The sequence below is a fragment of the Massilia sp. Bi118 genome (assembly GCF_918697865.1).
Lineage (GTDB): Bacteria > Pseudomonadota > Gammaproteobacteria > Burkholderiales > Burkholderiaceae_D > Telluria.
In genome coordinates this window covers 23,218-42,311 of the sequence record NZ_CAKKMV010000011.1, presented here as the reverse complement: position 1 = coordinate 42,311, position 19,094 = coordinate 23,218, and the positions used below count along the sequence as shown (strand labels likewise).

20 protein-coding genes are annotated in these 19,094 nt (G+C 64.7%); 5 read left to right on the top strand and 15 right to left on the bottom strand.

Translation table 11 applies throughout. The features are described 5' to 3' along the window. Nucleotides 1-69: 69 nt before the first annotated feature. From LQV39_RS17050 to LQV39_RS17030, 5 genes are all read right to left on the bottom strand, one after another. On the bottom strand, nucleotides 70-390 hold the full coding sequence (locus tag LQV39_RS17050) for a hypothetical protein (protein ID WP_230027334.1): 321 nt from the start codon (nucleotides 388-390) through the stop codon (nucleotides 70-72). 468 nt (nucleotides 391-858) lie between these two features. Further along, nucleotides 859-1,623 carry an SDR family NAD(P)-dependent oxidoreductase gene (locus LQV39_RS17045; protein ID WP_230027333.1) on the bottom strand — a complete coding sequence of 255 codons (765 nt, stop codon included), beginning with the start codon at nucleotides 1,621-1,623 and terminating at the stop codon, nucleotides 859-861. A 56-nt stretch (nucleotides 1,624-1,679) separates the two neighbouring features. Then, nucleotides 1,680-2,201, bottom strand: a complete 522-nt coding sequence (locus LQV39_RS17040) for a TPM domain-containing protein (RefSeq protein ID WP_230027332.1) — start codon at nucleotides 2,199-2,201, stop codon at nucleotides 1,680-1,682. After that, a complete protein-coding gene (locus LQV39_RS17035; protein ID WP_230027331.1) occupies nucleotides 2,201-3,061 on the bottom strand; it encodes a YgcG family protein in 861 nt (286 codons plus the stop codon). Before LQV39_RS17035 ends, LQV39_RS17040 begins: the two co-directional genes overlap by 1 nt. A gap of 15 nt (nucleotides 3,062-3,076) precedes the next feature. Further along, nucleotides 3,077-3,664: a LemA family protein gene (locus LQV39_RS17030; RefSeq protein ID WP_230027473.1), complete on the bottom strand. Its 588-nt coding sequence runs from the start codon at nucleotides 3,662-3,664 to the stop codon at nucleotides 3,077-3,079. A 192-nt stretch (nucleotides 3,665-3,856) separates the two neighbouring features. On the opposite strand from LQV39_RS17030, the gene pyrF reads away from it, so the two are divergent. Continuing rightward, nucleotides 3,857-4,678 (top strand): orotidine-5'-phosphate decarboxylase, encoded by an 822-nt coding sequence (gene pyrF / locus LQV39_RS17025; RefSeq protein WP_230027330.1) that lies wholly within the window; start codon nucleotides 3,857-3,859, stop codon nucleotides 4,676-4,678. Between the two features lie 3 nt (nucleotides 4,679-4,681). On the opposite strand, the gene sbcB is transcribed toward pyrF, so the two are convergent. Beyond that, entirely contained in the window at nucleotides 4,682-6,136 is a 1,455-nt protein-coding gene (sbcB, locus tag LQV39_RS17020; RefSeq protein WP_374199440.1) for an exodeoxyribonuclease I, read from the bottom strand. An 89-nt stretch (nucleotides 6,137-6,225) separates the two neighbouring features. Continuing rightward, nucleotides 6,226-7,185 (bottom strand): diguanylate cyclase, encoded by a 960-nt coding sequence (locus LQV39_RS17015; protein ID WP_230027328.1) that lies wholly within the window; start codon nucleotides 7,183-7,185, stop codon nucleotides 6,226-6,228. Nucleotides 7,186-7,293: 108 nt separating this feature from the next. On the opposite strand from LQV39_RS17015, the gene LQV39_RS17010 reads away from it, so the two are divergent. After that, on the top strand, nucleotides 7,294-8,100 hold the full coding sequence (locus LQV39_RS17010; protein WP_230027327.1) for a helical backbone metal receptor: 807 nt from the start codon (nucleotides 7,294-7,296) through the stop codon (nucleotides 8,098-8,100). Here LQV39_RS17010 and LQV39_RS17005 read toward each other — a convergent pair. The 5 genes from LQV39_RS17005 to LQV39_RS16985 form a co-directional block, all read right to left on the bottom strand. Then, nucleotides 8,094-8,477 (bottom strand): HPF/RaiA family ribosome-associated protein, encoded by a 384-nt coding sequence (locus LQV39_RS17005; RefSeq protein WP_230027326.1) that lies wholly within the window; start codon nucleotides 8,475-8,477, stop codon nucleotides 8,094-8,096. The genes LQV39_RS17010 and LQV39_RS17005 overlap by 7 nt on opposite strands. 76 nt (nucleotides 8,478-8,553) lie before the next feature. After that, a complete protein-coding gene (locus LQV39_RS17000) occupies nucleotides 8,554-9,234 on the bottom strand; it encodes a DUF1345 domain-containing protein (protein WP_230027325.1) in 681 nt (226 codons plus the stop codon). Continuing rightward, complete coding sequence (locus LQV39_RS16995) at nucleotides 9,231-10,469, bottom strand: MFS transporter (RefSeq protein ID WP_230027324.1); 1,239 nt, start codon at nucleotides 10,467-10,469, stop codon at nucleotides 9,231-9,233. Before LQV39_RS16995 ends, LQV39_RS17000 begins: the two co-directional genes overlap by 4 nt. Nucleotides 10,470-10,684: 215 nt before the next feature. Continuing rightward, nucleotides 10,685-11,422, bottom strand: coding sequence for a class I SAM-dependent methyltransferase (locus tag LQV39_RS16990; RefSeq protein ID WP_230027323.1), 738 nt, complete (start codon nucleotides 11,420-11,422; stop codon nucleotides 10,685-10,687). A gap of 30 nt (nucleotides 11,423-11,452) precedes the next feature. Further along, entirely contained in the window at nucleotides 11,453-12,481 is a 1,029-nt protein-coding gene (locus tag LQV39_RS16985; protein ID WP_230027322.1) for a CDP-6-deoxy-delta-3,4-glucoseen reductase, read from the bottom strand. A 12-nt stretch (nucleotides 12,482-12,493) separates the two neighbouring features. Here LQV39_RS16985 and LQV39_RS16980 point away from each other — a divergent pair, with 12 nt between their 5' ends. After that, on the top strand, nucleotides 12,494-13,402 hold the full coding sequence (locus tag LQV39_RS16980; protein ID WP_230027321.1) for an NAD-binding protein: 909 nt from the start codon (nucleotides 12,494-12,496) through the stop codon (nucleotides 13,400-13,402). Between the two features lie 147 nt (nucleotides 13,403-13,549). Beyond that, nucleotides 13,550-13,819 (top strand): hypothetical protein, encoded by a 270-nt coding sequence (locus tag LQV39_RS16975; RefSeq protein WP_230027320.1) that lies wholly within the window; start codon nucleotides 13,550-13,552, stop codon nucleotides 13,817-13,819. A gap of 62 nt (nucleotides 13,820-13,881) precedes the next feature. On the opposite strand, the gene LQV39_RS16970 is transcribed toward LQV39_RS16975, so the two are convergent. The 3 genes from LQV39_RS16970 to LQV39_RS16960 form a co-directional block, all read right to left on the bottom strand. Continuing rightward, entirely contained in the window at nucleotides 13,882-14,658 is a 777-nt protein-coding gene (locus LQV39_RS16970; protein ID WP_230027319.1) for a hypothetical protein, read from the bottom strand. Between the two features lie 293 nt (nucleotides 14,659-14,951). Next, nucleotides 14,952-16,802 (bottom strand): CHASE domain-containing protein, encoded by a 1,851-nt coding sequence (locus LQV39_RS16965; protein ID WP_230027318.1) that lies wholly within the window; start codon nucleotides 16,800-16,802, stop codon nucleotides 14,952-14,954. A gap of 253 nt (nucleotides 16,803-17,055) precedes the next feature. Further along, a complete protein-coding gene (locus tag LQV39_RS16960) occupies nucleotides 17,056-18,813 on the bottom strand; it encodes a glutamine--tRNA ligase/YqeY domain fusion protein (RefSeq protein ID WP_230027317.1) in 1,758 nt (585 codons plus the stop codon). A 124-nt stretch (nucleotides 18,814-18,937) separates the two neighbouring features. Between LQV39_RS16960 and LQV39_RS16955 the strand changes: the two genes are divergently transcribed. Then, nucleotides 18,938-19,087, top strand: coding sequence for a hypothetical protein (locus tag LQV39_RS16955; RefSeq protein ID WP_230027316.1), 150 nt, complete (start codon nucleotides 18,938-18,940; stop codon nucleotides 19,085-19,087). The last annotated feature ends 7 nt before the right edge of the window (nucleotides 19,088-19,094 follow it).

Genomic DNA, 19,094 nt, shown 5'->3' with positions numbered 1-19,094 from the left:
TTGCAGTTGGGATGTTGCCCCTGCACCGGCGCGCCGTCTTGCGGAACGTCGGCCAAGGGCGGGAGCGCGTCAGATCGTGAGCGCGGGCGTCCCGTTGGGGTAATGGGCGTCGTAACAGCTTTCGCAGTCGGCGCAGAAAAGATGGGCGACGCGTACGGTCTGCTGTCGCAATACGAGTTTGAGCTGGTGTGTCCGGCACTTCGGGCAGATCTCGCGGACGCTGCCGAAAGTCAGTACGTGAAGAGGCAATTCTTCATCGTCGAAATGGTCGATGACCATGCGCGGATTCAGTTCGCTGAGGACCAGGTAGTCGTCGGCGTTGTGCTGTCGGCGGCGCGATGGCTGGGAGTGCTGCTGCGGGGTGGGCGACATCGTTTCAGGTAAAGTCATAAGGCATGGCCTCCATGAAAAAACGCAAGCGCGACATTCATCATAGCGAAATCCTCGACCGGATCAAGCTCCGCGGTAAAAAAAAATGCCCGCCAACGAAGGACGGGCACAACCCAAGATAGGGCCAAGAGACGCAGAATCCGGTGCGGCGCACCGCTTTGCGGCACGCCTTTCTACGATCACGCATATCGGTTGCGTGTATGCAGATGAACCCAGTATAGGAGTCGAATGTGACCCGGACATGACACGCCTCAAGCGAACGCCGGGTTGAAAGCGAACGATCGCGGCTGAGACTGGTCTATCGCCGATACGGGCAAAAAAAAAAGCCCGCTTTGAGGGCGGGCTTCAAACTATTTTCTTGGAGGAGAATAGTGGAGACAGGTGAGATTATGCTGCGCTGCGATATATATGTCCAATTTTGAATTTGGATAGCAGACATTCGCCGCAGTGATAATTGCTGAGCTCCGATTACGCTTTTACCGGCACCGTGTAGTTCAGCGCCATCCGGCCGCCGTCGGCATACAGTGTCTGGCCGGTCATGTAGGAAGCGTCGTCGCTGGCCAGAAAGGCCGCGATGCCGGCGATCTCTTCCGGTTCGCCGCAGCGTCCCAGCGGGGTGCGCGACAGGATGGTATGGCGCGCCTCGGGGCTGCCCATCACCGCATTTTTCGCCAGCTCGGTCAGGATGGTGCCGGGGCCGATCGCGTTGACGCGGATGCCGTGCTCGGCCAGGGCAATCGCCGCCACGCGGGTCAGCTGGTTCACGCCGCCCTTCGAGACCACGTAGGGAATCTGGTTCGGGATGGTCAGTTCGGCGTTCACGCTCGACATGTTGATGATGCAGCCGCTGCCACGCTTCACCATTTCGCGCGCCACCGCCTGGCTGCACAGGAACATCGACTTCAGGTTGACGCGCAGGACGCGGTCGAAGTCCTCCTCGGCCAGTTCGAGAAAGCCGGCCGCATGGGTGACGCCGGCATTGTTGATCAGGATGTCGACATGGCCGAAGGCCGCCAGGGTAGCGGCCAGCATGGCGTCGACGTCCGATTTCTGGCTGACGTCGGCGACGACGAAGCGGGCGTTGTCGCCCAGCGCCTCGGCGGCCGCCGCGCCTTCCGGACGCACGTCGACCAGCATCACGCGCGCGCCTTCGCGCACCAGGCGCTCGGCGCAGGCATAGCCGATTCCGCGGCTGGCTCCGGTAACGATGGCGACTTTCTGGGCAAGTTTCATGGCGGGTGTTCCTGATGGCTATGGGAAAACGCCATTGTACCGGCCGGAGCCAGGCGCTAGAGCATCAAAGGCTTGTCCGGCAGCTCGTTCGGCCGCGCGCCGTTCGATGGGAAATGCTGGCGCAGCAGCGCATTGACCTGCTGGACGGCCTCGAGCGTGGCGTCGTGGAAGCGGCCCTGGGCAAAGCCGGCGGTCATGGTGTTGCAGATCGCCTGCCAGGTGGCGGGTTCGATGCGGCGGTTGATGCCGCGGTCGGCCACGATGTCGACCTTGTGGTCGGCCAGGTTGACGTAGATGAGGACGCCGCAGTTATCCTCGGTATCCCAGATTGCGTAGTCGGCAAACAGGGCCAGCGCGCGCTGGCGGTTGCTCATGGCATCCCACACCGCCGACAGCGGCAGGGATTTCTCGACGATCAGGCGGACTTCGCCGCGGTGGGTCTGTTCGCCGGCCGTGATCGCTTCGGCGATGGCTTCCAGGGTCGCCGGCGGAAACAGGCGGGCGGCTTCGGTCCGCGTGCTGAGCAGGTGGCGGAGGCTGCGCCTGAAGCGGCCGGGATTGTTCTGTGCCGTGTCCATTACCAGTCTCCCGAGGCGCCGCCGCCGTCGAAACTGCCGCCGCCGCCGCCGGAAAAGCCGCCGCCATCCGAAAAGCCGCCGCCGCCCGAGAATCCGCCGCCGCCGCGGTAGCGTCCGCTGTTCATGTTGCTGAGGATGCTGCCGAGGATGAAGCCGGTGGCGCCGCTGTTCCAGCCATTGTCGAAGCGCCGCCCGATGCCCGGCTGCGACAGCCGCGAACGGCGCGGGCTGAACACCGAGCGCAGCACCGTCAGGGCGATGACGATGAAGAAGATGCTCATCACGATGCCGGGGCCGCCGTCCTCGTCCTGGGCCTGCTGTTGCGCCTGGCCTTGCCCGGCCTGGGGCGCGGGGAATTTTTCCTGGTTGAGGAGGGCGGAAATCGCGCCGACCCCGGCGACCAGGCCGCCGTAGTAATCGTTCTGGCGAAAGTGCGGGGCGATCGTGTCCTGCAGGATGCGTTTCGACTGGGCGTCGGTCAGCACGCCCTGCACGCCGCGCCCGGCTTCGATGCGCAGGCGCCGCAGCGACGACGGATTGTCGCGCGCGACCATCAGCAGCACGCCGTCGTCGACGCCCTTGCGGCCCAGCTTCCAGGCCTCGGCCACGCGGATGCTGTACTGCTCAATGGCCTCGGGTTCGGTCGACTTCACCAGCAGCACGGCGATCTGGCTGCCGGTCTGGGTTTCATAGTCGGCCAGCACGCGCTCCAGGTTCTGGCGTTGCTCGGGCGTCAGCATCCCGGCCTGGTCGGTCACGCGCGCCGTGTACGCGGGCACGGTTTTCAGCTGCGCCGATGCCTGCCCGGCGTAGAGCAGGGCAAGCGCGAAGATCCAGAGCAGGCGCAGCAGCGGTTTCATCGTCCGGGCGTCCGCTTACTTGCCGAAGTCGACCTTGGGCGCGGTCGAGATCGAACGCTCGTTCTCGACCGTGAACGAAGGCTTGGGCGCGTAGCCGAACATCTTGGCCGTCAGGTTGGTCGGGAAGCTGCGCGCCAGCACGTTGTAGTCCTGGACCGCGGCGATGTAGCGCTGGCGCGCCACCGTGATGCGGTTTTCGGTACCCTCCAGCTGCGATTGCAGGTCGCGGAACTGGGTATCGGCCTTCAGGTTCGGATACGCCTCCGACACCGCCATCAGGCGCGACAGCGCGCTCGACAGCTCGCCCTGGACCTGCTGGAACTTCTGGAAGGCTTCCGGATTGTTCAGGACTTCCGGCGTGATCTGGAAGCTGGTCGCGGCGGCACGCGCGCGGGTGACGGCTTCCAGGGTTTCGCGTTCGTGGGTGGCATAGCCCTTGACGACGTTGACCAGGTTCGGAATCAGGTCGGCGCGGCGCTGGTACTGGTTGACCACTTCGCCCCAGGCGGCCTTGGTCGCCTCGTCCTTGGCCTGGAACTGGTTGTAGCCGCAGCCGGACAGCAGCGCTCCAGTCAACAGCGTGGCCAGGACCGTGGCCAACATTTTGGCGGCCCAGCGCGTGAACAGGGAAGGCGCCGCAGAAGATTTCTTCATGATGAAGTCCGTCGCGAGTTGTCGAATGACTAAAAATATACCTGAATTGGCCGAGCGGCGGCGTCCGGCCGAAACGCGGACGGCAGCGCCGGTTTAGCGCGGTACAATAGAGGGTTTGCAACAAGTGACCAAGGGCCTGCCATGAACTTCATCGACAAGCTGAACGCCGCCTGGCGCAGCAACGATTCCCTGCTGTGTGTGGGACTCGACCCGGATATCGAGCGCTTCCCCGCGCACCTGCGCGATCACCCGGAAGGCATCGCCGAATTCTGCAAGGCCATCGTCGACGCGACCGCCGACCTGGCCTGCGCCTTCAAGCCGCAGATTGCCTATTTCGCGGCGCTGGGCGCGGAAGACCAGCTGGAAACCGTGTGCCGCCATATCAAGGAGCACTATCCGCAGGTCCCGCTGATCCTGGACTCGAAGCGCGGCGACATCGGCGCCACGGCGCGCCAGTATGCGCGCGAAGCCTTCGACCGCTACGGCGCGGATGCCGTCACCGTCAGCCCCTACATGGGCTTCGATTCGGTGGAGCCCTACATGGAATGGGCGGACCGCGGCGTGATCGTGCTGTGCCGGACCTCGAACGCGGGCGGCTCCGACCTGCAGTTCCTCGACGTCGGCGGGCGCCCGCTGTACCAGCACGTGGCGCAGCTGGTGGCCGAAAAATGGAACAGGAACGGCCAGTGCGCGCTGGTGGTCGGCGCCACCTTCCCGGAAGAACTGGCCCAGGTCCGCGCCATCGTCGGCGACATGCCGCTGCTGGTGCCGGGCATCGGCGCCCAGGGCGGCGACATCGCGGCGACGGTGAAATCGGGCCGCACGGCGCACGGCGCGGGGATGATGATCAATTCCTCGCGCGCGATTTTGTACGCGCAGCCGCAGGGCGATGAGGATTTCGCCGCCGCGGCGCGGCGGGTGGCGATGGAGACGCGCGACGCGATCAACCAGTATCGCGCGTAATTTTCAATACCGCTGCGGGGCGATGGATTCAGCGTAATCGTACAGCGCGCCCAGAATCGCCTCCGCCCGCTCATCCGCCGTCTCCGACAGCGCATCGATCTCGGCAAACAACTGATCGATCGTCCTCGCCCCGCCGGCGCCCTCGAACAGGCGCGCGGCGCGGTGCGCTTCCCAGCTTTCCATTTCCGCTTCCTGCAAAGTATGCGGGAAGTTGCGGCAGCGATAGCGGAACAGGATCTCGGACAGCCGTTCATCCTCGAAACTCGGCTGCCGGTCCATCAGGCGGGCCGGATGCTCGCCGCGCAGCGACTCCAGCTGGCGCCGGTCGCCCTGCGAAACAAAACCGTTGTACAGGCCTTCGTCGACGTCGGTCCCGGCCCCTGACTCGCTCCCGGGTCGCTGGAACACCTTCTGCCACACCGCGCTCATGTCCGGCCCATCGGCGGCGATGCGCGCATGCGCCATGCACTGCTCGATATCCAGCTGCCATTTCGCCGCCAGCTTCGGGTCCAGCGTGCGCAGGTTCCCGACCAGCATCGGCGATTTATTCAGGTGCACGCTCTTGATCGGCAGGCGGGATACCCCTTCCGGCATCTCGGCGGCGCGCGTGAACAGGCGCTCGCGGATCGTCTCCACGCTCAGGCCAAAGAGCTCGGATGGATCGTGGCGGCAGTCCCAGACCAGCACCTCGTTCTTGTTGGTCGGGTGCGAGGCCAGCGGCCACACCAGGCCCAGGCAGCCGCGCTCGGCCGGGAACATGCCGGACACGTGCAGGACGGGGCGGCGCTGGCCGCGCTCCAGGTGCAGGCCCATCTCGCTGGCCACCTTGTCCTTGCGGCGCAGCTCCAGGCAGAAGTCGAACAGCTTGGGCTGCTTGCTGCGGATCAGGCGCGCCATCGCGATGGTCGCGCGCACGTCGGACAGTGCGTCGTGCGCGGCTTCGTGCACCAGGCCGTTGGCGCGGGTCAGGTCTTCGAGGCGGAAGCTGGGCTTGCCGTCTTCCTTCATCGGCCAGCTGATGCCATCCGGGCGCAGCGCATAGGTCATGCGCACCACGTCCAGCAGGTCCCAGCGGCCGCAGCCGTTCTGCCATTCGCGCGCATACGGGTCGATCATGTTGCGCCAGAAGAGGAAGCGGGTGACTTCGTCGTCGAAGCGGATGGTGTTGTAGCCGACCCCGATCGTGCCCGGCTCGCTGAAAGCTTCGCACACGCGTTTCGCGAACTCGTGCTCCGGCACGCCGTGCTCCAGGCAGTGCTGGGGCGTGATGCCGGTGATCAGGCAGGCCTGCGGATCCGGCAGGTAGTCGGGCGCCGGCTGGCAATAGATCATGACCGGTTCGCCGATCTCGTTCAGTTCCGCGTCCGTGCGGATCGCGGCGAACTGGGCCGGGCGATCGCGACGCGGCACCGCGCCGAAGGTTTCGTAGTCGTGCCAGAGGAAGGTATGGTTGCTCACGGAGGCGCTGCTCATGAATTGCGATATGCCATTCTAACTTGCCGCTCTGTTCATTCCCAAGCCCGGCCGCAAGCCTGAAAACGGAACCTTCACACGTGGATGCGGTCCCGTCCCGCCTCCTTGGCGCGGTAGAGCGCCGCATCGGCGGCCTCGACCAGGCTGCGCTCGTCCTGCTCCGCGCCCAGGCTGGCAACGCCGAAAGAGCCCGTCAGGTGGGGCAGGGCGATGCGCATGTCGTCGAACACGACCGCCTCGCGCATCCGCGCGCACAGGCGCTCGGCCACCATCATGGCGAGCGTGCGGTTGGTGTTCGGCAGGATCGCCATCAATTCCTCGCCGCCATAGCGCACCGCAAAGTCCGAGGGGCGCAGGGCGCTGCGGATCACGGCGGCGGCGGTGGCCAGGGCCGTGTCGCCGGCCATGTGGCCGTGGGTGTCGTTGAAGCGCTTGAAGTGGTCGAGGTCGATCATCACCAGCGACAGCGGGGTGCGGTCCATGCGCGCCCGCGCCACCAGCTTGGGCAGCATGTCGTTCAGCCAGGCGCGGTTGTAGAGGCCGGTCAGGCCGTCGTTCATCGACAGCTGGCGGTAGAACTCGCCCAGCTTTTGGCGCCGCCGCAGCAGGGCATTGGCGGCGCGGATGCGGAAAGACAGCAGGCGCAGCAGGTTGCGGGCGACGCCGTTGCCCTCGTCGATCAGGCGCCAGACCAGGGCCGGCTCGATCACCAGCAGCTCGCTGTCGTCCAGCGCCGTGATGGCGTCCAGGTTGGCCGCATCGTCCAGCACCGACTGCTCGCCCACGCTCTCGCCGGGCAGGACGCGCTGGATCTCGCCTTCGCCGGCGGCCGTCGCCGGCTGCACGCCGAGCGAGCCGGACAGCACGACGTAGAGGCGCGCGCGCAGGCCATCTTCGACCGGTTCGCCCTTCGCCACCTTCACCACCGGGCACGCAGCCAGCAGCGCCGCCACCGGCGGGGTGTCGGCATCGCGAAACAGCTCCAGCTCGCGGATGGTGTAGCGGGACGCGCCGAAGGCGCCGATGATCTTCAATGCAACCCCAGGTAGATGACGAATATTGACGAGCTCGAAATCATACCGCATTGCAACTTCTAAACCGACACTTGGCGTCCGATAAACAACAGTGTTTCAATACTGCCTATGAATCCATCGCCTACTTTCACCGACGCGCTCGGCCAGTACCACGCAGCGGCCCCGGACGCCCGCATCGTCTGCCTGGTGCCCTCGATTACCGAACTGCTGTGCGAACTGGGCCTGGCCGGTCGGCTGGTCGGGCGCACCGGCTTCTGCATCCACCCGCAGGACATCGTGGCCGCCATCCCCAAGGTGGGCGGCACCAAGGACGTCAACATCGACAAGATCCGCAAGCTGGCGCCGACCCACGTGGTGGTCAACATCGACGAGAACGAGAAGCCGACCGTGGACCGGCTGGCCGAATTCGTGCCGCACGTGGTGGTCACGCACCCGAACGCGCCGCGCGACAACCTCGACCTGGCGCGCCTGATGGGCGGGATCTTCGGTGCGGAGGACGCTGCCGAACGCTGGTGCGCCGCATTCGAGCAGGAATACGCGGCCTTGAAAGCGCTGCCGCCGGGACCGGCGAGGACGGTCCTGTACTGCATCTGGCAGGATCCTTGGATGACGGTGTCGGGCGAAACCTATATCGCCAGCATGCTGGCCGAACTGGGCTGGCAGGTGCCGCAACTTGGGAAGGGGGAGCGCTATCCGCGCTTCGAGTGGTCGCAGGCGCTGGTGGACGGGCTGGATGCGGTGCTGCTGTCGACCGAGCCCTACCGCTTCACGGAAGAACATGCCGACGCGCTGGAAAAGCAGCTTGGCATTCCGGTTTATCTGGTCGACGGGGAGATGATGTCCTGGTACGGCAGCCGGGCCCTCGAAGGCCTGCGCTATCTGCGCAGGCTCCGGGAGATGCTTGAAACTTATTGATTATCGGTCAGGCCCTTGACCGACAGCGGATCGACATCTTCCCCGATCGGCAGCGGTTCGCGCTTGGCCTTGTCGTTCAGGCGGCCCAGGGCGCTGTCCAGAGCGCGCTTGAGCTTGTTGGCCGCACCCGAAATCGACAGGTGCAGGTTCTCGGCGTGGGCATGCACGACCACCGCGTCGTAGCCGGCCACGCGCGCTTCCATCATGCAGTAATTGTCGCCGTCCGCGTGTTTCTGACCGTTCTGGTTGCTCAGGTGGACGTCCACGCGGCGGACCTGCTCGAAACGTCCGACGCTGGCTTCGACGGCTTCGCGCACGCGCTCGTCGAGGCCCTGGTGGCGGTCGATGGTGTTGTCGGTATTAACGTTGATTTCCATAAATCGCTCCAATAGTTGACACTGTTGAAACGATCTTACACCGTCCGGTGAATTCGCCGCGCCCAGATGAAAGCGCTCAGGCGTTCACCAGGCTGGCGGCGATATTGATCGACAGGCCGAGGATGGCCAGGTTGAAAAAGAAGGCCAGCACCGACTGGCCCAGCACCAGCTTGCGCATGGGGCGCGACATCACCGTCACGTCCGAGGTCTGGACCGCCACCGCGATGGTGAAGGAAAAGTAGAGGAAGTCCCAGTAGTTCGGCTCGAGGCGCGCGCCTTCCTGGTCCTGTTCCGGGAAGCGCAGCGGGCGGCGGTCCTGCGGCGCGCGGTAGTACAAATGGGCGTAGTGGAAGCAGAACAGCACCCCGACCAGCAGCCAGGAGCCGATCACGGTCAGCGCCGTGAAGGCATAGCGCAGCGCGGCCTGGTCGGACGGCAGGTGGTCCATGCGGGTCAGTTCGGAGACGATGGCGTACAGGCTCAGCACGGCTGCGACGACCAGGGTGAACAGCACCAGGCCGGCGTTCTCGTCCTGCCGGCTGGCGATCTCGCGCACCTTGCGATGGTCGGCGCGCGTCATCAGCCAGGCCATCCCGAGCAAATAGATCCAGACCCCGGCGTTCCAGCCGATCAGGGCACGGCGCAGCCAGGGATGCGAATCCGGCCAGGCCAGCCCGACCACAGCACCGAACCCGATCGCCAGCGTCAGGTGCGGGCGCGAACGGATGAAGCGGTGCAGCAGCAGTTTGTCCATCATCCCGCCTTGCGCGCGGCTTCCTCGGCTTCGTGGTGCGGGAAGCGGTCCATGCGGGACAGCACCGGGAACAGCTTCATCCAGGTGCCGGTGACCACCAGGGTGGCGGCGCCGCCGAGCAGGATCGCGCGCACCAGGCCGAACCAGCTGGCGGTAAGACCCGATTCGAACTCGCCCAGTTCATTCGAGGCGCCGATGAAGACGGAGTTGACGGCGCTGACGCGGCCGCGGATCTCGTCCGGGGTCTCGTACTGCACCAGCAGGTGGCGGACGTAGACGCTGACCATGTCGCCGGCGCCCAGCAGGAACAGGGCGGCGAGCGCGATGGCGAAACTGCTGGTCAGGCCCATCGTCACGGTGGCCAGGCCGAACAGCGCGACCCCGCCGAACATCCAGGCGCCGACCTTGCGGCGGATCGGGAAGAAGGCCAGCAGGATCGAGCACAGCGCGGCGCCGGCGCCGGGCGCGGTCCGCAGCAGGCCCAGGCCGGTCGGGCCGGCCGCCAGGACATCGTGCGCATAGGCGGGCAGCAGGGCGGTGGCGCCGCCGAACAGCACCGCGAACAGGTCGAGCGAGATCGCGCCCAACACGATCGGGCGCGACCACACGAAGCGCAGGCCCTCCAGCAGCGTGTGCCAGCTGACCGGCGCCTTGTTCATGACCTGCGGCGCGCTTTTCGTGGCGGCCATCAGCAGCACCGACAGCGCCAGCAGCACGCTCGATACCGTGTACACCACGTTCGGCCCGAACACGTACAGCAGGCCGCCCAGCACCGGGCCGGCGATCACGGCCACGTGGAAGGTCGAGGAGCTGAGCGCCACCGCCTGCGAGAAGTCCTGGGTCGGCACTAGGTTGCGCAGCACGGCCTGCGAGGCCGGCATCATGAAGGCGCGCGCGCTGCCGTACAGGACCAGGATCGCGAACACCGGCCACACGACGTGGCTGCCGGACAGCGTGAAGCCGACCAGCAGCAGGCTGCACAGCAGCTGGGTGCACATGCACAGCAGGATGATGGTGCGGCGGTTGTGGGTGTCGGCCACGTGGCCGGCCCACAGGATCAGGGCCAGGAAGGGCGCGAACTGCGCCAGGCCGATCAGGCCGAGGTCGAACAGGCTTTGCGTGATCTGGTAGACCTGCCAGCCGACCGCCACGCTCTGCATCTGGACTGCCAGGGTGCCCAGGAAGCGGGCGGAAAGATAAAAGGAGAGATTACGGTTACGCAGGACGCCGAGTGACATGAGATGTAAAGAAGGTGCTGGCTGGAATGCCAACGCGCATTGTGCCTGATGTCGGATGAACTCGCAGTCCATACGCTTGGCGCTTGGACTCGTGCGTTGAAGCGTCGTTCCCGCGCAGGCGGGAACCCAAGTTGTATGCGCTAAGGCAAGGCCTGCAAACTTGGGTCCCCGCCTTCGCGGGGACGACGAGTTAACTCGCGGGGACGACGCGTTAACTATTTCTTGAATCGGACAGCAAACTTGTCGTCCGGCGCATCCATCTTGAAGAAAGGCTGCTCGTGCGGATCCGAGGCCACGTGCAGGTAATCGCTGCGGCCATCGACCTTGAAGCCGGCCTTGGTCACTTCGTCGACCAGCGTCTCTTCGTCGATGCGGTGCAGGGTCTTGGTGGCGGACAGGCCCGCACCCTTCTTGGCCGCGTTGTCGACGATGACCAGCAGGCCGCCCGGCTTTAGGGCCTGGTACAGGCGCTTGTTCATCGCCGCGCGGTCGGCCGGGGTGTTGGCGATGTCGTGGTAGGACATGTTGATGGTGATGAGGTCCAGCGGCGGCGTGCCTTTCGGGACCGGGTCGTTGAAGTCGGCCACCACTGCGTGCAGGTTGGGCAGGGTCGCGTTGCCCACGCGTTCCTGCAGCCTGGCGTTCGGCTTCGCGTTCTGGGCCCACACTTCGCCCTTCGGTCCCACCGCAGCGGTCAGCAGGGCCGCGGTGGCGCCGGCGCCGGAGGAGACGTCGAAGGCCTTCATGCCGGGACGGACCTGCGCGAAGGCCAGGAACTCGGCCGGCTTGCGCTTGGCGTCGGTCTTGCGGTCGTCGTCGGTGCGGATCGGGCTGGCGATCGCGGCCTGGTAACTGGAGGCGTTTGCCTGTCCGGCGGCATGAGCGGGCAAGCCGGCCAGCAGGGCGGCGGAAATAGCGGAGAAGACGAGGGCGGAACGAAGCGAAGTACGCATGGACAAGCCTTTCATCGATTGAAAAAGCAATCAGGACTGCGCGAGGTCGGCCTCCGTCGTGAATGCGTCCGCGTAGAATTCCTCGGCCGGCAAGCCGCACTGCGCCACGTAGTCGGATCTGGCCGAATCGACCATCACCGGCGCACCGCAAGCATACACCTGGTAGCCCGACAGGTCGGGAATATCCTGCATCACGGCGGCGTGTACGTAGCCGGTGCGCCCAAGCCACGCATCTTCCGGCAGCGCGTCCGAGATCACCGGTACGTAGCGGAAGTGCGGCAGCTCGCGCGCCCACTGTTCGCACAGCTCGTGCATGTACAGGTCCTGCGGGCGGCGGCCGCCCCAGTACAGGTGGACCGGGCGTTCGGACTTCAGGTGCATCATGTGCTCGACCAGGGCCTTGACCGGCGCGAAGCCGGTGCCGGAGGCCAGCAGGACGATCGGCTTGCTCGATTCTTCGCGCAGGAAGAAGGTGCCGAGCGGGCCTTCGAAGCGCAGGATGTCGCGCTCCTTCATGGTCGAGAACACGTGGTCGGTGAACAGGCCGCCCGGCAGATGCCGAATGTGCAGTTCCAGCGGGCCGCTGAAGGAGGGCGCGTTGGCGATGCTGTAGGCGCGGCGCTTGCCGTCCTTCAGCAGGAACTCGACGTACTGGCCGGCGCGGTAGGCCAGGGCTTCGTTGGCCGGCAGCTGCAGGCTGAGGATGGCGACGTCCGGCGCGGCGCGGCGCAGCGCGGTGACGCGGGTCGGCATCTTGCGCACCGGGTAGTCGGTGCTGCCGCCCACTTCGCGCGCCTCGATCGTGACGTCGCCTTCGGGCACGGCGCAGCACATCAGCGCGAAGCCCTGCAGCTTTTCCTGCTCGGACAGGGCGCGCGGCTGGTGCGGCTTGTGGTGGATCGTGCCTTCGACGACCTTGCCCTTGCAGGAGCCGCAGGCGCCGTTCTTGCAGCCGTAGGGCAGTCCGATGCCCGAACGGATCGCCGCCGCGAGCACGGTTTCGTCCTGCTCGCATTCGTAGTGGTGGCCGCTGGGCTGAACGGTAATCTGGAACGTCATACAATCCTCGGAATGAATACTCAAAATAAGATCAGATTCGATAAGCCGCGCCTGCTGATCGTCGGCTGCGGCGATGTCGGCATGCGCCTGCTGCCGCTCGTGGCGAAGCGCTTTCGCGTGTTCGCCGTCACCAGCCAGCCGGCGCGCTGCGCGGCGCTGCGGGCGGCGGGCGCGGTTCCCATCGTGGCCGACCTCGACCGGCCGGCGACGCTGAAGCGCCTGGCGCGGCTGGCGCCACGGGTGGTGCACCTGGCGCCGCCGCCGCGGCAGGGCGCGCTGGACCTGCGCACGCGAAATTTGACCGCCATTCTACCCGAGGGCACCCATGTCGTTTATATCAGCACATCGGGCGTCTACGGCGACCGCGGCGGCGCCCTGGTATCCGAGACCGCGCCGCGCGCCGCCCGCAACGCCCGCGCGCAACGCCGCGTCGATGCCGAGCAGGTGCTGCGCGCCTGGGCCGTCGGGTCGAAAGGGAAGCTGTCCATCCTGCGCGCGCCCGGCATCTACGCGGCCGACCGCCTGCCGCTCGAGCGCCTGCGCCAGGGCACGCCGGCGCTGGCGCCGCAGGACGACGTCTACACCAACCACATCCACGCCGACGACCTGGCCCGGCTGGCGCTACTGGCGCTGTTCCGCGCCCGCCCTGGCCGCGCCTACAACGCCAGCGACGACACGCACATGAAGATGGGCGAGTACTTCGACCTCGTGGCCGACGCCTTCGGGCTGCCGCGGCCGCGGCGCCTGGCGCGCGCGGAACTGGAACAGGCGGTGTCGCCCATGCTGCTGTCCTTCATGTCGGAGTCGCGCCGGCTCGACAATGGCCGCCTCAAGCGCGAACTACGCGCGGCGCTGCGCTATCCCCGGGTCGAGGAAGCGGTGCTGCAGATGGCGGCACAAGGCGAAATAAGGCACTCTTAAGCAAAAGATAAGGGGTCCGTGTATCATTTGGGCTTGCTGCTCCGCAGCCATATAAATACTACAAATACCCCAAAACTAGCTTATTTTTCACGACCCCACGAGGAAAGTGAAGAATATCCCACGGACTGTCATTTTCGAAGGAAGACCATGCCTATCAGAAGGATACCGGACGGTGGTGTCTACGACCCCAACCGGGTTCTCGACGCCATCATCACCAAACTCAGGCTGAAGAACGATGCCGCGCTGTCGCGCGTGCTGGAAGTTGCGCCGCCGGTGATCAGCAAGATTCGCCACAACACGCTGCCGATCGGCGCCACCATCCTGCTGCGCATGCACGAGGTGTCCGATTTCAGCATCCGCGAGCTGCGCGCGCTGATGGTGCGCCACGATGCGGATGCGGGCCTGGGCGCGGCCTGAGCCGCCAATGAAAAGGCCCGCCCGGTGAGGGCGGGCCATGACGGCGCGCGCCGTCGCGTGCTTCAGGCTGCCAGTGCCGTTTTGGCTTCGCGGCTTGCAGCCGTGGTGATCGCCGCGCCGCAGTAGGCGGTCGAGGCTTTCACGGCAGCGCCGCAATACGCGGTAGCCGCCTTGACCGCCGCGCCGCAGTAAGCGACGTCGGTCTTCACAGCGGCCCCGCAGTAAGCGGTCTGGGCCTTGGTGGCCGCGCCGCAGTAGGCGGTTTCGGCTTTTACGGCCGCGCCGCAATAGGCCGTCTGCGCTTTCACGGCAGCACCGCAGTAGGCCGTGGCAGCTTTCACGGCAGCGCCGCAGTAGGCCGTCTGCATCTTCACGGCAGCGCCGCAATACGCGCTGTCGGCCTTCACCGCCGCACCGCAGTAAGCGGAAGCCTGGCCGGCAATGTCTGCCCGCAGTGCCGGGTAGGTCTCGCCGAAGGTCGCCTCATACAGTTCGCGCATGCGTTCCCCGCTGTCGACGCGCACCTGCTCATCGGATTCGCCGCCCATGCCGACGTAGGGGTAGTGATGCAGGAAGTAGCCGAACACCCTTTCGCAGTCGGTCGCGTATTTCATGGTGTCGAGAATGTGGTAATGCCAGAAAGTGTCGACGTCCACCAGTGGGGCAGTATCCGCCTGCGGATACTTTTTCATCAGGCACAGGAAACGGCGGTATTCCTTCTCGACGGCGTTGGCCTGTTCCAGGCTCCAGCCTTCACCAGATTCGACATGCATGAGCTTTACCTTGATCGGTTCCAGATCGAGTTCCATTACTGCTTTGAATTGGTCGTTCGCATTCATGGTCGTCCTCATTTTTTCGAATGTTTTTTATGGAATTGCAGTCCCTAGTTTTGGTTGTCGACGTGCTGAATGGTGAGTCCTCTCTTTCTGCTGTCAACCAGCAAATGGGATTGTTGTCGTTGAGCTGCCTTGCAGGAATTCAATGTAGTTGAGCAAAAACTGAGGGTGCTTGTGCAGGCGCAAATCTTCTAGAGATGATTCCTAAACGTTGCGAAACCGGCCTACACCCGAATGAATAGTTTTGGAACCGTGTAACCAGAATATTCTTATTGACTACTGCAGAAAAGCATCGGCTAGACGACGACCGGACTTGCTATCGCGTCTTGGGGCGGGAGCGCCATATCTTGTACATGGTTCACCGGCACTGAGACACTGACGACCGTGCCGCCTTGCGCGCCGCTGTAGATGGCGCAACTGCCGCCAAGGATGTGCACGCGTTCTTCGATGCCGACCAAGCCGAATGAGCCATGCTTGTTACGCCCGCCGGGCGGCAGGCCGCAGCCGTTGTCGCATATCTTCAGGTTCAGCATGCCGTCGTTCACGGCCAGATCGACTGTGACCTCGGTGGCGTGCGCGTGCCGCACAATATTCGTCAGCGATTCCTGGAGGATGCGGAAGACCGCCGTCGCGCAATGATCGCTGAGTGCTACCTCCTCGTGATCGTCGTGCAGTGTGCAGGCCATGCCCGTGCGCCGCTGAAACTGGTTGACCTGCCATTCGACGGCGGCCGACAAGCCGAGGTCCAGTACGGTCGGGCGCAGGTCGTTGATGATCTGGCGTACGCTCTTGATCGTGGTGTCGATCTGCATCAGGGTATTGCGGGCGCGCTTGTGCAGGTGCGGGTGGTTGGTCCTGGTGCGCTCGGTTAGCATCTCGGTCTCGATCCGCAACGCGAGCAGGTTCTGGCCGAGATCGTCGTGGATTTCCCGGGCGATGCGCTTGCGTTCGAGTTCCTTGATCTGGTATGCGTGGTCGGCCAGACGCCGCAGCTTGTGGTGCGAGCGCTGCAGCTTGTGCTGGCTCTCCCTGAGTTCCCGAGTCATTTCCTGCGCAATACTCAAGGCTGCCCGACGCGAGGACGCCAGCGTGTACAGCAGCGCATACAGCAGGATCGAGCCGATGAAGCCGAAGCTCATCATGAATCGCGGCGAATAGGTATCGAGACCGGTGTACATGGCCGACTTGCGTACGCTGTAGGTGGTTTTCCAGGGCCGGCCGATGAAATCGAGCGGAAGGGTGACGGAGAAGGCGCTGTCGTCGCTGTCGAGCGGGGGCGTGGGGTTCGCGTGCGTCCCCGCGCTGTCGAACAGGATCCGTGGACTGAAGCGTGCAGCGTCCTTCGTGGCGTCGGCGCGCGGGCCGGTGTCGAACAGGGTCATGCGCATGCCGGGCACCGGTGTTTCGTCGAGCACGCCTTGCAGCAGTTTGGGGACGCTGAAGGCGATACCGATCGAGCCCTGGTAGTAGGTACGGCGCTGCTCCAGCGTGTCGAGCGGCGCTCCATGCCGGTAGATCGGCATGCGGATGCCGAGGAAGATGTTGTTCGGTCCCGACAGTGCGGCAATCGGGGTGCCGGAAGCCTGCATCTTCCCGGAGTCGCGAGAGGCCAGGATTTGCCCTGCAACCCACGCGTTGGCCATCAGGTCGATGCCGTAGTGCTCGGTCGTCCTGGGCACGGGTTCAATGTACAGCGTTGCCAGATAGTGCTCGCGTACGCCGGGCGGCTTGATCGCGCCCTGTATCGGGCGCTCCATCAGATCGCTCATTACCTTGGTCAGGCGGGCTTCGAAAGCGGCGCGCTGGGTGTCGTCGATGTACACGCCATAATTCAGGGTTTCGACTGCGGGATAATGCTTGGCGAGGTGCAGACGCTGCACATAATCGTGAAACTGGCGGTAGTCGATGAGATCGGCGCTGCCCAACATGCTGCCGGCGTTGCGAAGGAGATCGCTGTAGGATTTGAGGCGCACGTTGATGATGCCCTGGGCTTGCCTGGCGTGGTTCGTGAAGCGTTCTTCCGCATCGCTTTCGATCGAACGCTGGGTGACCTCGTACAGCAGGCCGCCAATCAGTGACGACAGCAGTATCCCGCTCCAGAACGAAAACTTGGTGACCGAGAACCTGTCTCCCAGTACCCTCAGCATAGCTGGCTCCCCCGCAACGTCCCGGCGGCACTGCCGAAGATCGCATTGCCTAAAATTACGGAATTCGGAGGCAATTGCCAGCCTATCAGGTTGGAGAGTTGCCAATCCTATTAAGACGACTTTTTTGATTGATTTTTGTCAATTTTGTGTCTGGATTGTGAATGAAGGTTTGTGTTGTCGCATGCGCTTGCGATAAAAAAAAGCCCGGTTCGCAACCGGGCATCGTCCTTTTCAGGCAGTTTGCCGACTCGGCTTACTTGCCCCAGCTATCCTTCAGCGTGGTCACACGGTTGAACACGGGCTTGCCCGGCTGCGAATCGACGCGGTCGGCCACGAAGTAGCCATGGCGCTCGAACTGGAAGCGCTGCTCCGGTTCCGCCGCCTTCAGGCCCGGCTCCAGGTAAGCGGTGACGGTTTCCAGCGCGTTCGGGTTGAGCACTTCCCTGAAGTCCTTGCCGCCGGCGTCCGGGTTCGGGTCGCTGAACAGGCGGTCGTACAGGCGCACTTCCGCTTCCAGGGCCTGCGCGGCGCTGACCCAGGTGATGTTGCCCTTGACCTTGTAGTTGTCGGCGCCAGGCGTGCCCGATTTCGAGTCCTCGAAATAGTTCACGTGGACTGCGGTGACCTTGCCGTTTTCGTCCTTGTCGTAGCCGGTGCACTCGACCACGAAGCCATACTTCAGGCGCACGCGGGCGCCCGGCTTGTCGGCGGTCGGCGGGGTGAAGCGGTGGTAGCCCTTGCTCGGGACTTCCATGAAGTCTTCCTGCTCGATCCACAGCTCTTTCGTGAACGGGAAGGAGCGGGCGCCCATTTCCGGATGGTGCGGGTGGACCGGGGCGCTGCACTCGACCGCTTCGCCTTCCGGGAAGTTGTCGACGATGAGCTTCAGCGGACGCAGCACGGCAATCGCGCGCGGCGCCTTCGGATCGAGGTCGTCGCGCAGCGCGCCTTCCAGCGTGCTCATGTCGATCCAGCCGTCGGCCTTGGACACGCCGATGCGCTCGGCGAACAGCTGCAGCGATTCCGGCGTGTAGCCGCGGCGGCGCAGGCCGACGATGGTCGGCATGCGCGGGTCGTCCCAGCCGGTGACGACCTGCTCGTCGACCAGGGCGCGCAGCTTGCGCTTCGACATCACCACATAGGTGAGGTTGAGGCGCGAGAATTCGTACTGGCGCGGCACCGGGCGCTGGAAGAAGCCGCCCTCGGCCAGGGTCTCGACCAGCCAGTCGTAGAAGGGGCGGTGGTCCTGGAACTCGAGCGTGCACAGCGAGTGGGTGATGTTCTCCAGCGCATCCGAGATCGGATGCGTGTAGTCGTACATCGGGTAGATGCACCATTTGTCGCCGGTGCGGTGGTGATGCGCGTGGCGGATGCGGTACAGGGCCGGGTCGCGGTTGGTCATGATGGGCGAGGACATCGCGTCTTCGCTCATCTTGGCGCGCAGGATGTGCTCGCCGTCCTTGTACTTGCCGGCCTTCATGTCACGGAAGATCTGCAGCGATTCCTCGGCCGGGCGGTTACGGAAAGGCGAGTTGGTGCCCGGCGTGCCGAAATTGCCGCGGTTGCGCGACATGTCTTCGGCGCTCTGGCTGTCGACGTAGGCATAGCCCTTCTCGATCAGGTACTCGGCCATTGCGTACAGCTGGTCGAAATAGTCGCTGGCGTAGTGCAGGTGTTCCTGGCCGCCTTGCTCCCAGGAAAAGCCCAGCCACTTGACGCTGTCCATGATGGTGTCGACGTATTCCTGGTCTTCCTTTTCCGGATTGGTATCGTCGAAGCGCAGGTTGCAGCGGCCCTGGTAGTCGCGCGCCAGGCCGAAGTTCAGGCAGATCGATTTGGCGTGGCCCACGTGCAGGTAGCCGTTCGGCTCCGGCGGGAAGCGGGTGATGACCGAAGGCATGCCTTCGCGCGTGTGGGTGCCTGCCGCGAGGTCGGATTCGACGATCGCGCGAACAAAATTCGACGACGGCGCGGGCGTTGCCGCAGCCGCGGTGTTCTTATCAATGCTCATGAAAAAGGTGTTTGGATGGGTTAGATGACAGGCATTTTACCGTAGCTATGTGGTCAAGCGCACGGTTTGCAAAGGACGCCTCTGGGCATACTTGGGGATATTGTCTCTCACCACAAGGCCAAGCATGCAGACGCCAGCTTCCCACCGCGACCTCGTCACCGCCTATCTGCTGGCCCTGGCAGGGCTGCCGTTCACGCTGCGCCGCGACGCCGCCGGCCGCCCCCGGGCGCTGCCGCTGCCCTTGCCGGTCAGGGTGGCCCGTCTGTCAAGATAGCGCTTTC

Coding starts and splice junctions, on each gene's coding strand:
- LQV39_RS17050 (WP_230027334.1), bottom strand. CDS start 390: ATGACTTTACCTGAAACGATGTCGCCCACCCCGCAGCAGCACTCCCAG.
- LQV39_RS17045 (WP_230027333.1), bottom strand. CDS start 1,623: ATGAAACTTGCCCAGAAAGTCGCCATCGTTACCGGAGCCAGCCGCGGA.
- LQV39_RS17040 (WP_230027332.1), bottom strand. CDS start 2,201: ATGGACACGGCACAGAACAATCCCGGCCGCTTCAGGCGCAGCCTCCGC.
- LQV39_RS17035 (WP_230027331.1), bottom strand. CDS start 3,061: ATGAAACCGCTGCTGCGCCTGCTCTGGATCTTCGCGCTTGCCCTGCTC.
- LQV39_RS17030 (WP_230027473.1), bottom strand. CDS start 3,664: ATGTTGGCCACGGTCCTGGCCACGCTGTTGACTGGAGCGCTGCTGTCC.
- pyrF (WP_230027330.1), top strand. CDS start 3,857: ATGAACTTCATCGACAAGCTGAACGCCGCCTGGCGCAGCAACGATTCC.
- LQV39_RS17010 (WP_230027327.1), top strand. CDS start 7,294: ATGAATCCATCGCCTACTTTCACCGACGCGCTCGGCCAGTACCACGCA.
- LQV39_RS17005 (WP_230027326.1), bottom strand. CDS start 8,477: ATGGAAATCAACGTTAATACCGACAACACCATCGACCGCCACCAGGGC.
- LQV39_RS17000 (WP_230027325.1), bottom strand. CDS start 9,234: ATGATGGACAAACTGCTGCTGCACCGCTTCATCCGTTCGCGCCCGCAC.
- LQV39_RS16995 (WP_230027324.1), bottom strand. CDS start 10,469: ATGTCACTCGGCGTCCTGCGTAACCGTAATCTCTCCTTTTATCTTTCC.
- LQV39_RS16990 (WP_230027323.1), bottom strand. CDS start 11,422: ATGCGTACTTCGCTTCGTTCCGCCCTCGTCTTCTCCGCTATTTCCGCC.
- LQV39_RS16985 (WP_230027322.1), bottom strand. CDS start 12,481: ATGACGTTCCAGATTACCGTTCAGCCCAGCGGCCACCACTACGAATGC.
- LQV39_RS16980 (WP_230027321.1), top strand. CDS start 12,494: ATGAATACTCAAAATAAGATCAGATTCGATAAGCCGCGCCTGCTGATC.
- LQV39_RS16975 (WP_230027320.1), top strand. CDS start 13,550: ATGCCTATCAGAAGGATACCGGACGGTGGTGTCTACGACCCCAACCGG.
- LQV39_RS16970 (WP_230027319.1), bottom strand. CDS start 14,658: ATGAATGCGAACGACCAATTCAAAGCAGTAATGGAACTCGATCTGGAA.
- LQV39_RS16965 (WP_230027318.1), bottom strand. CDS start 16,802: ATGCTGAGGGTACTGGGAGACAGGTTCTCGGTCACCAAGTTTTCGTTC.
- LQV39_RS16960 (WP_230027317.1), bottom strand. CDS start 18,813: ATGAGCATTGATAAGAACACCGCGGCTGCGGCAACGCCCGCGCCGTCG.
- LQV39_RS16955 (WP_230027316.1), top strand. CDS start 18,938: ATGCAGACGCCAGCTTCCCACCGCGACCTCGTCACCGCCTATCTGCTG.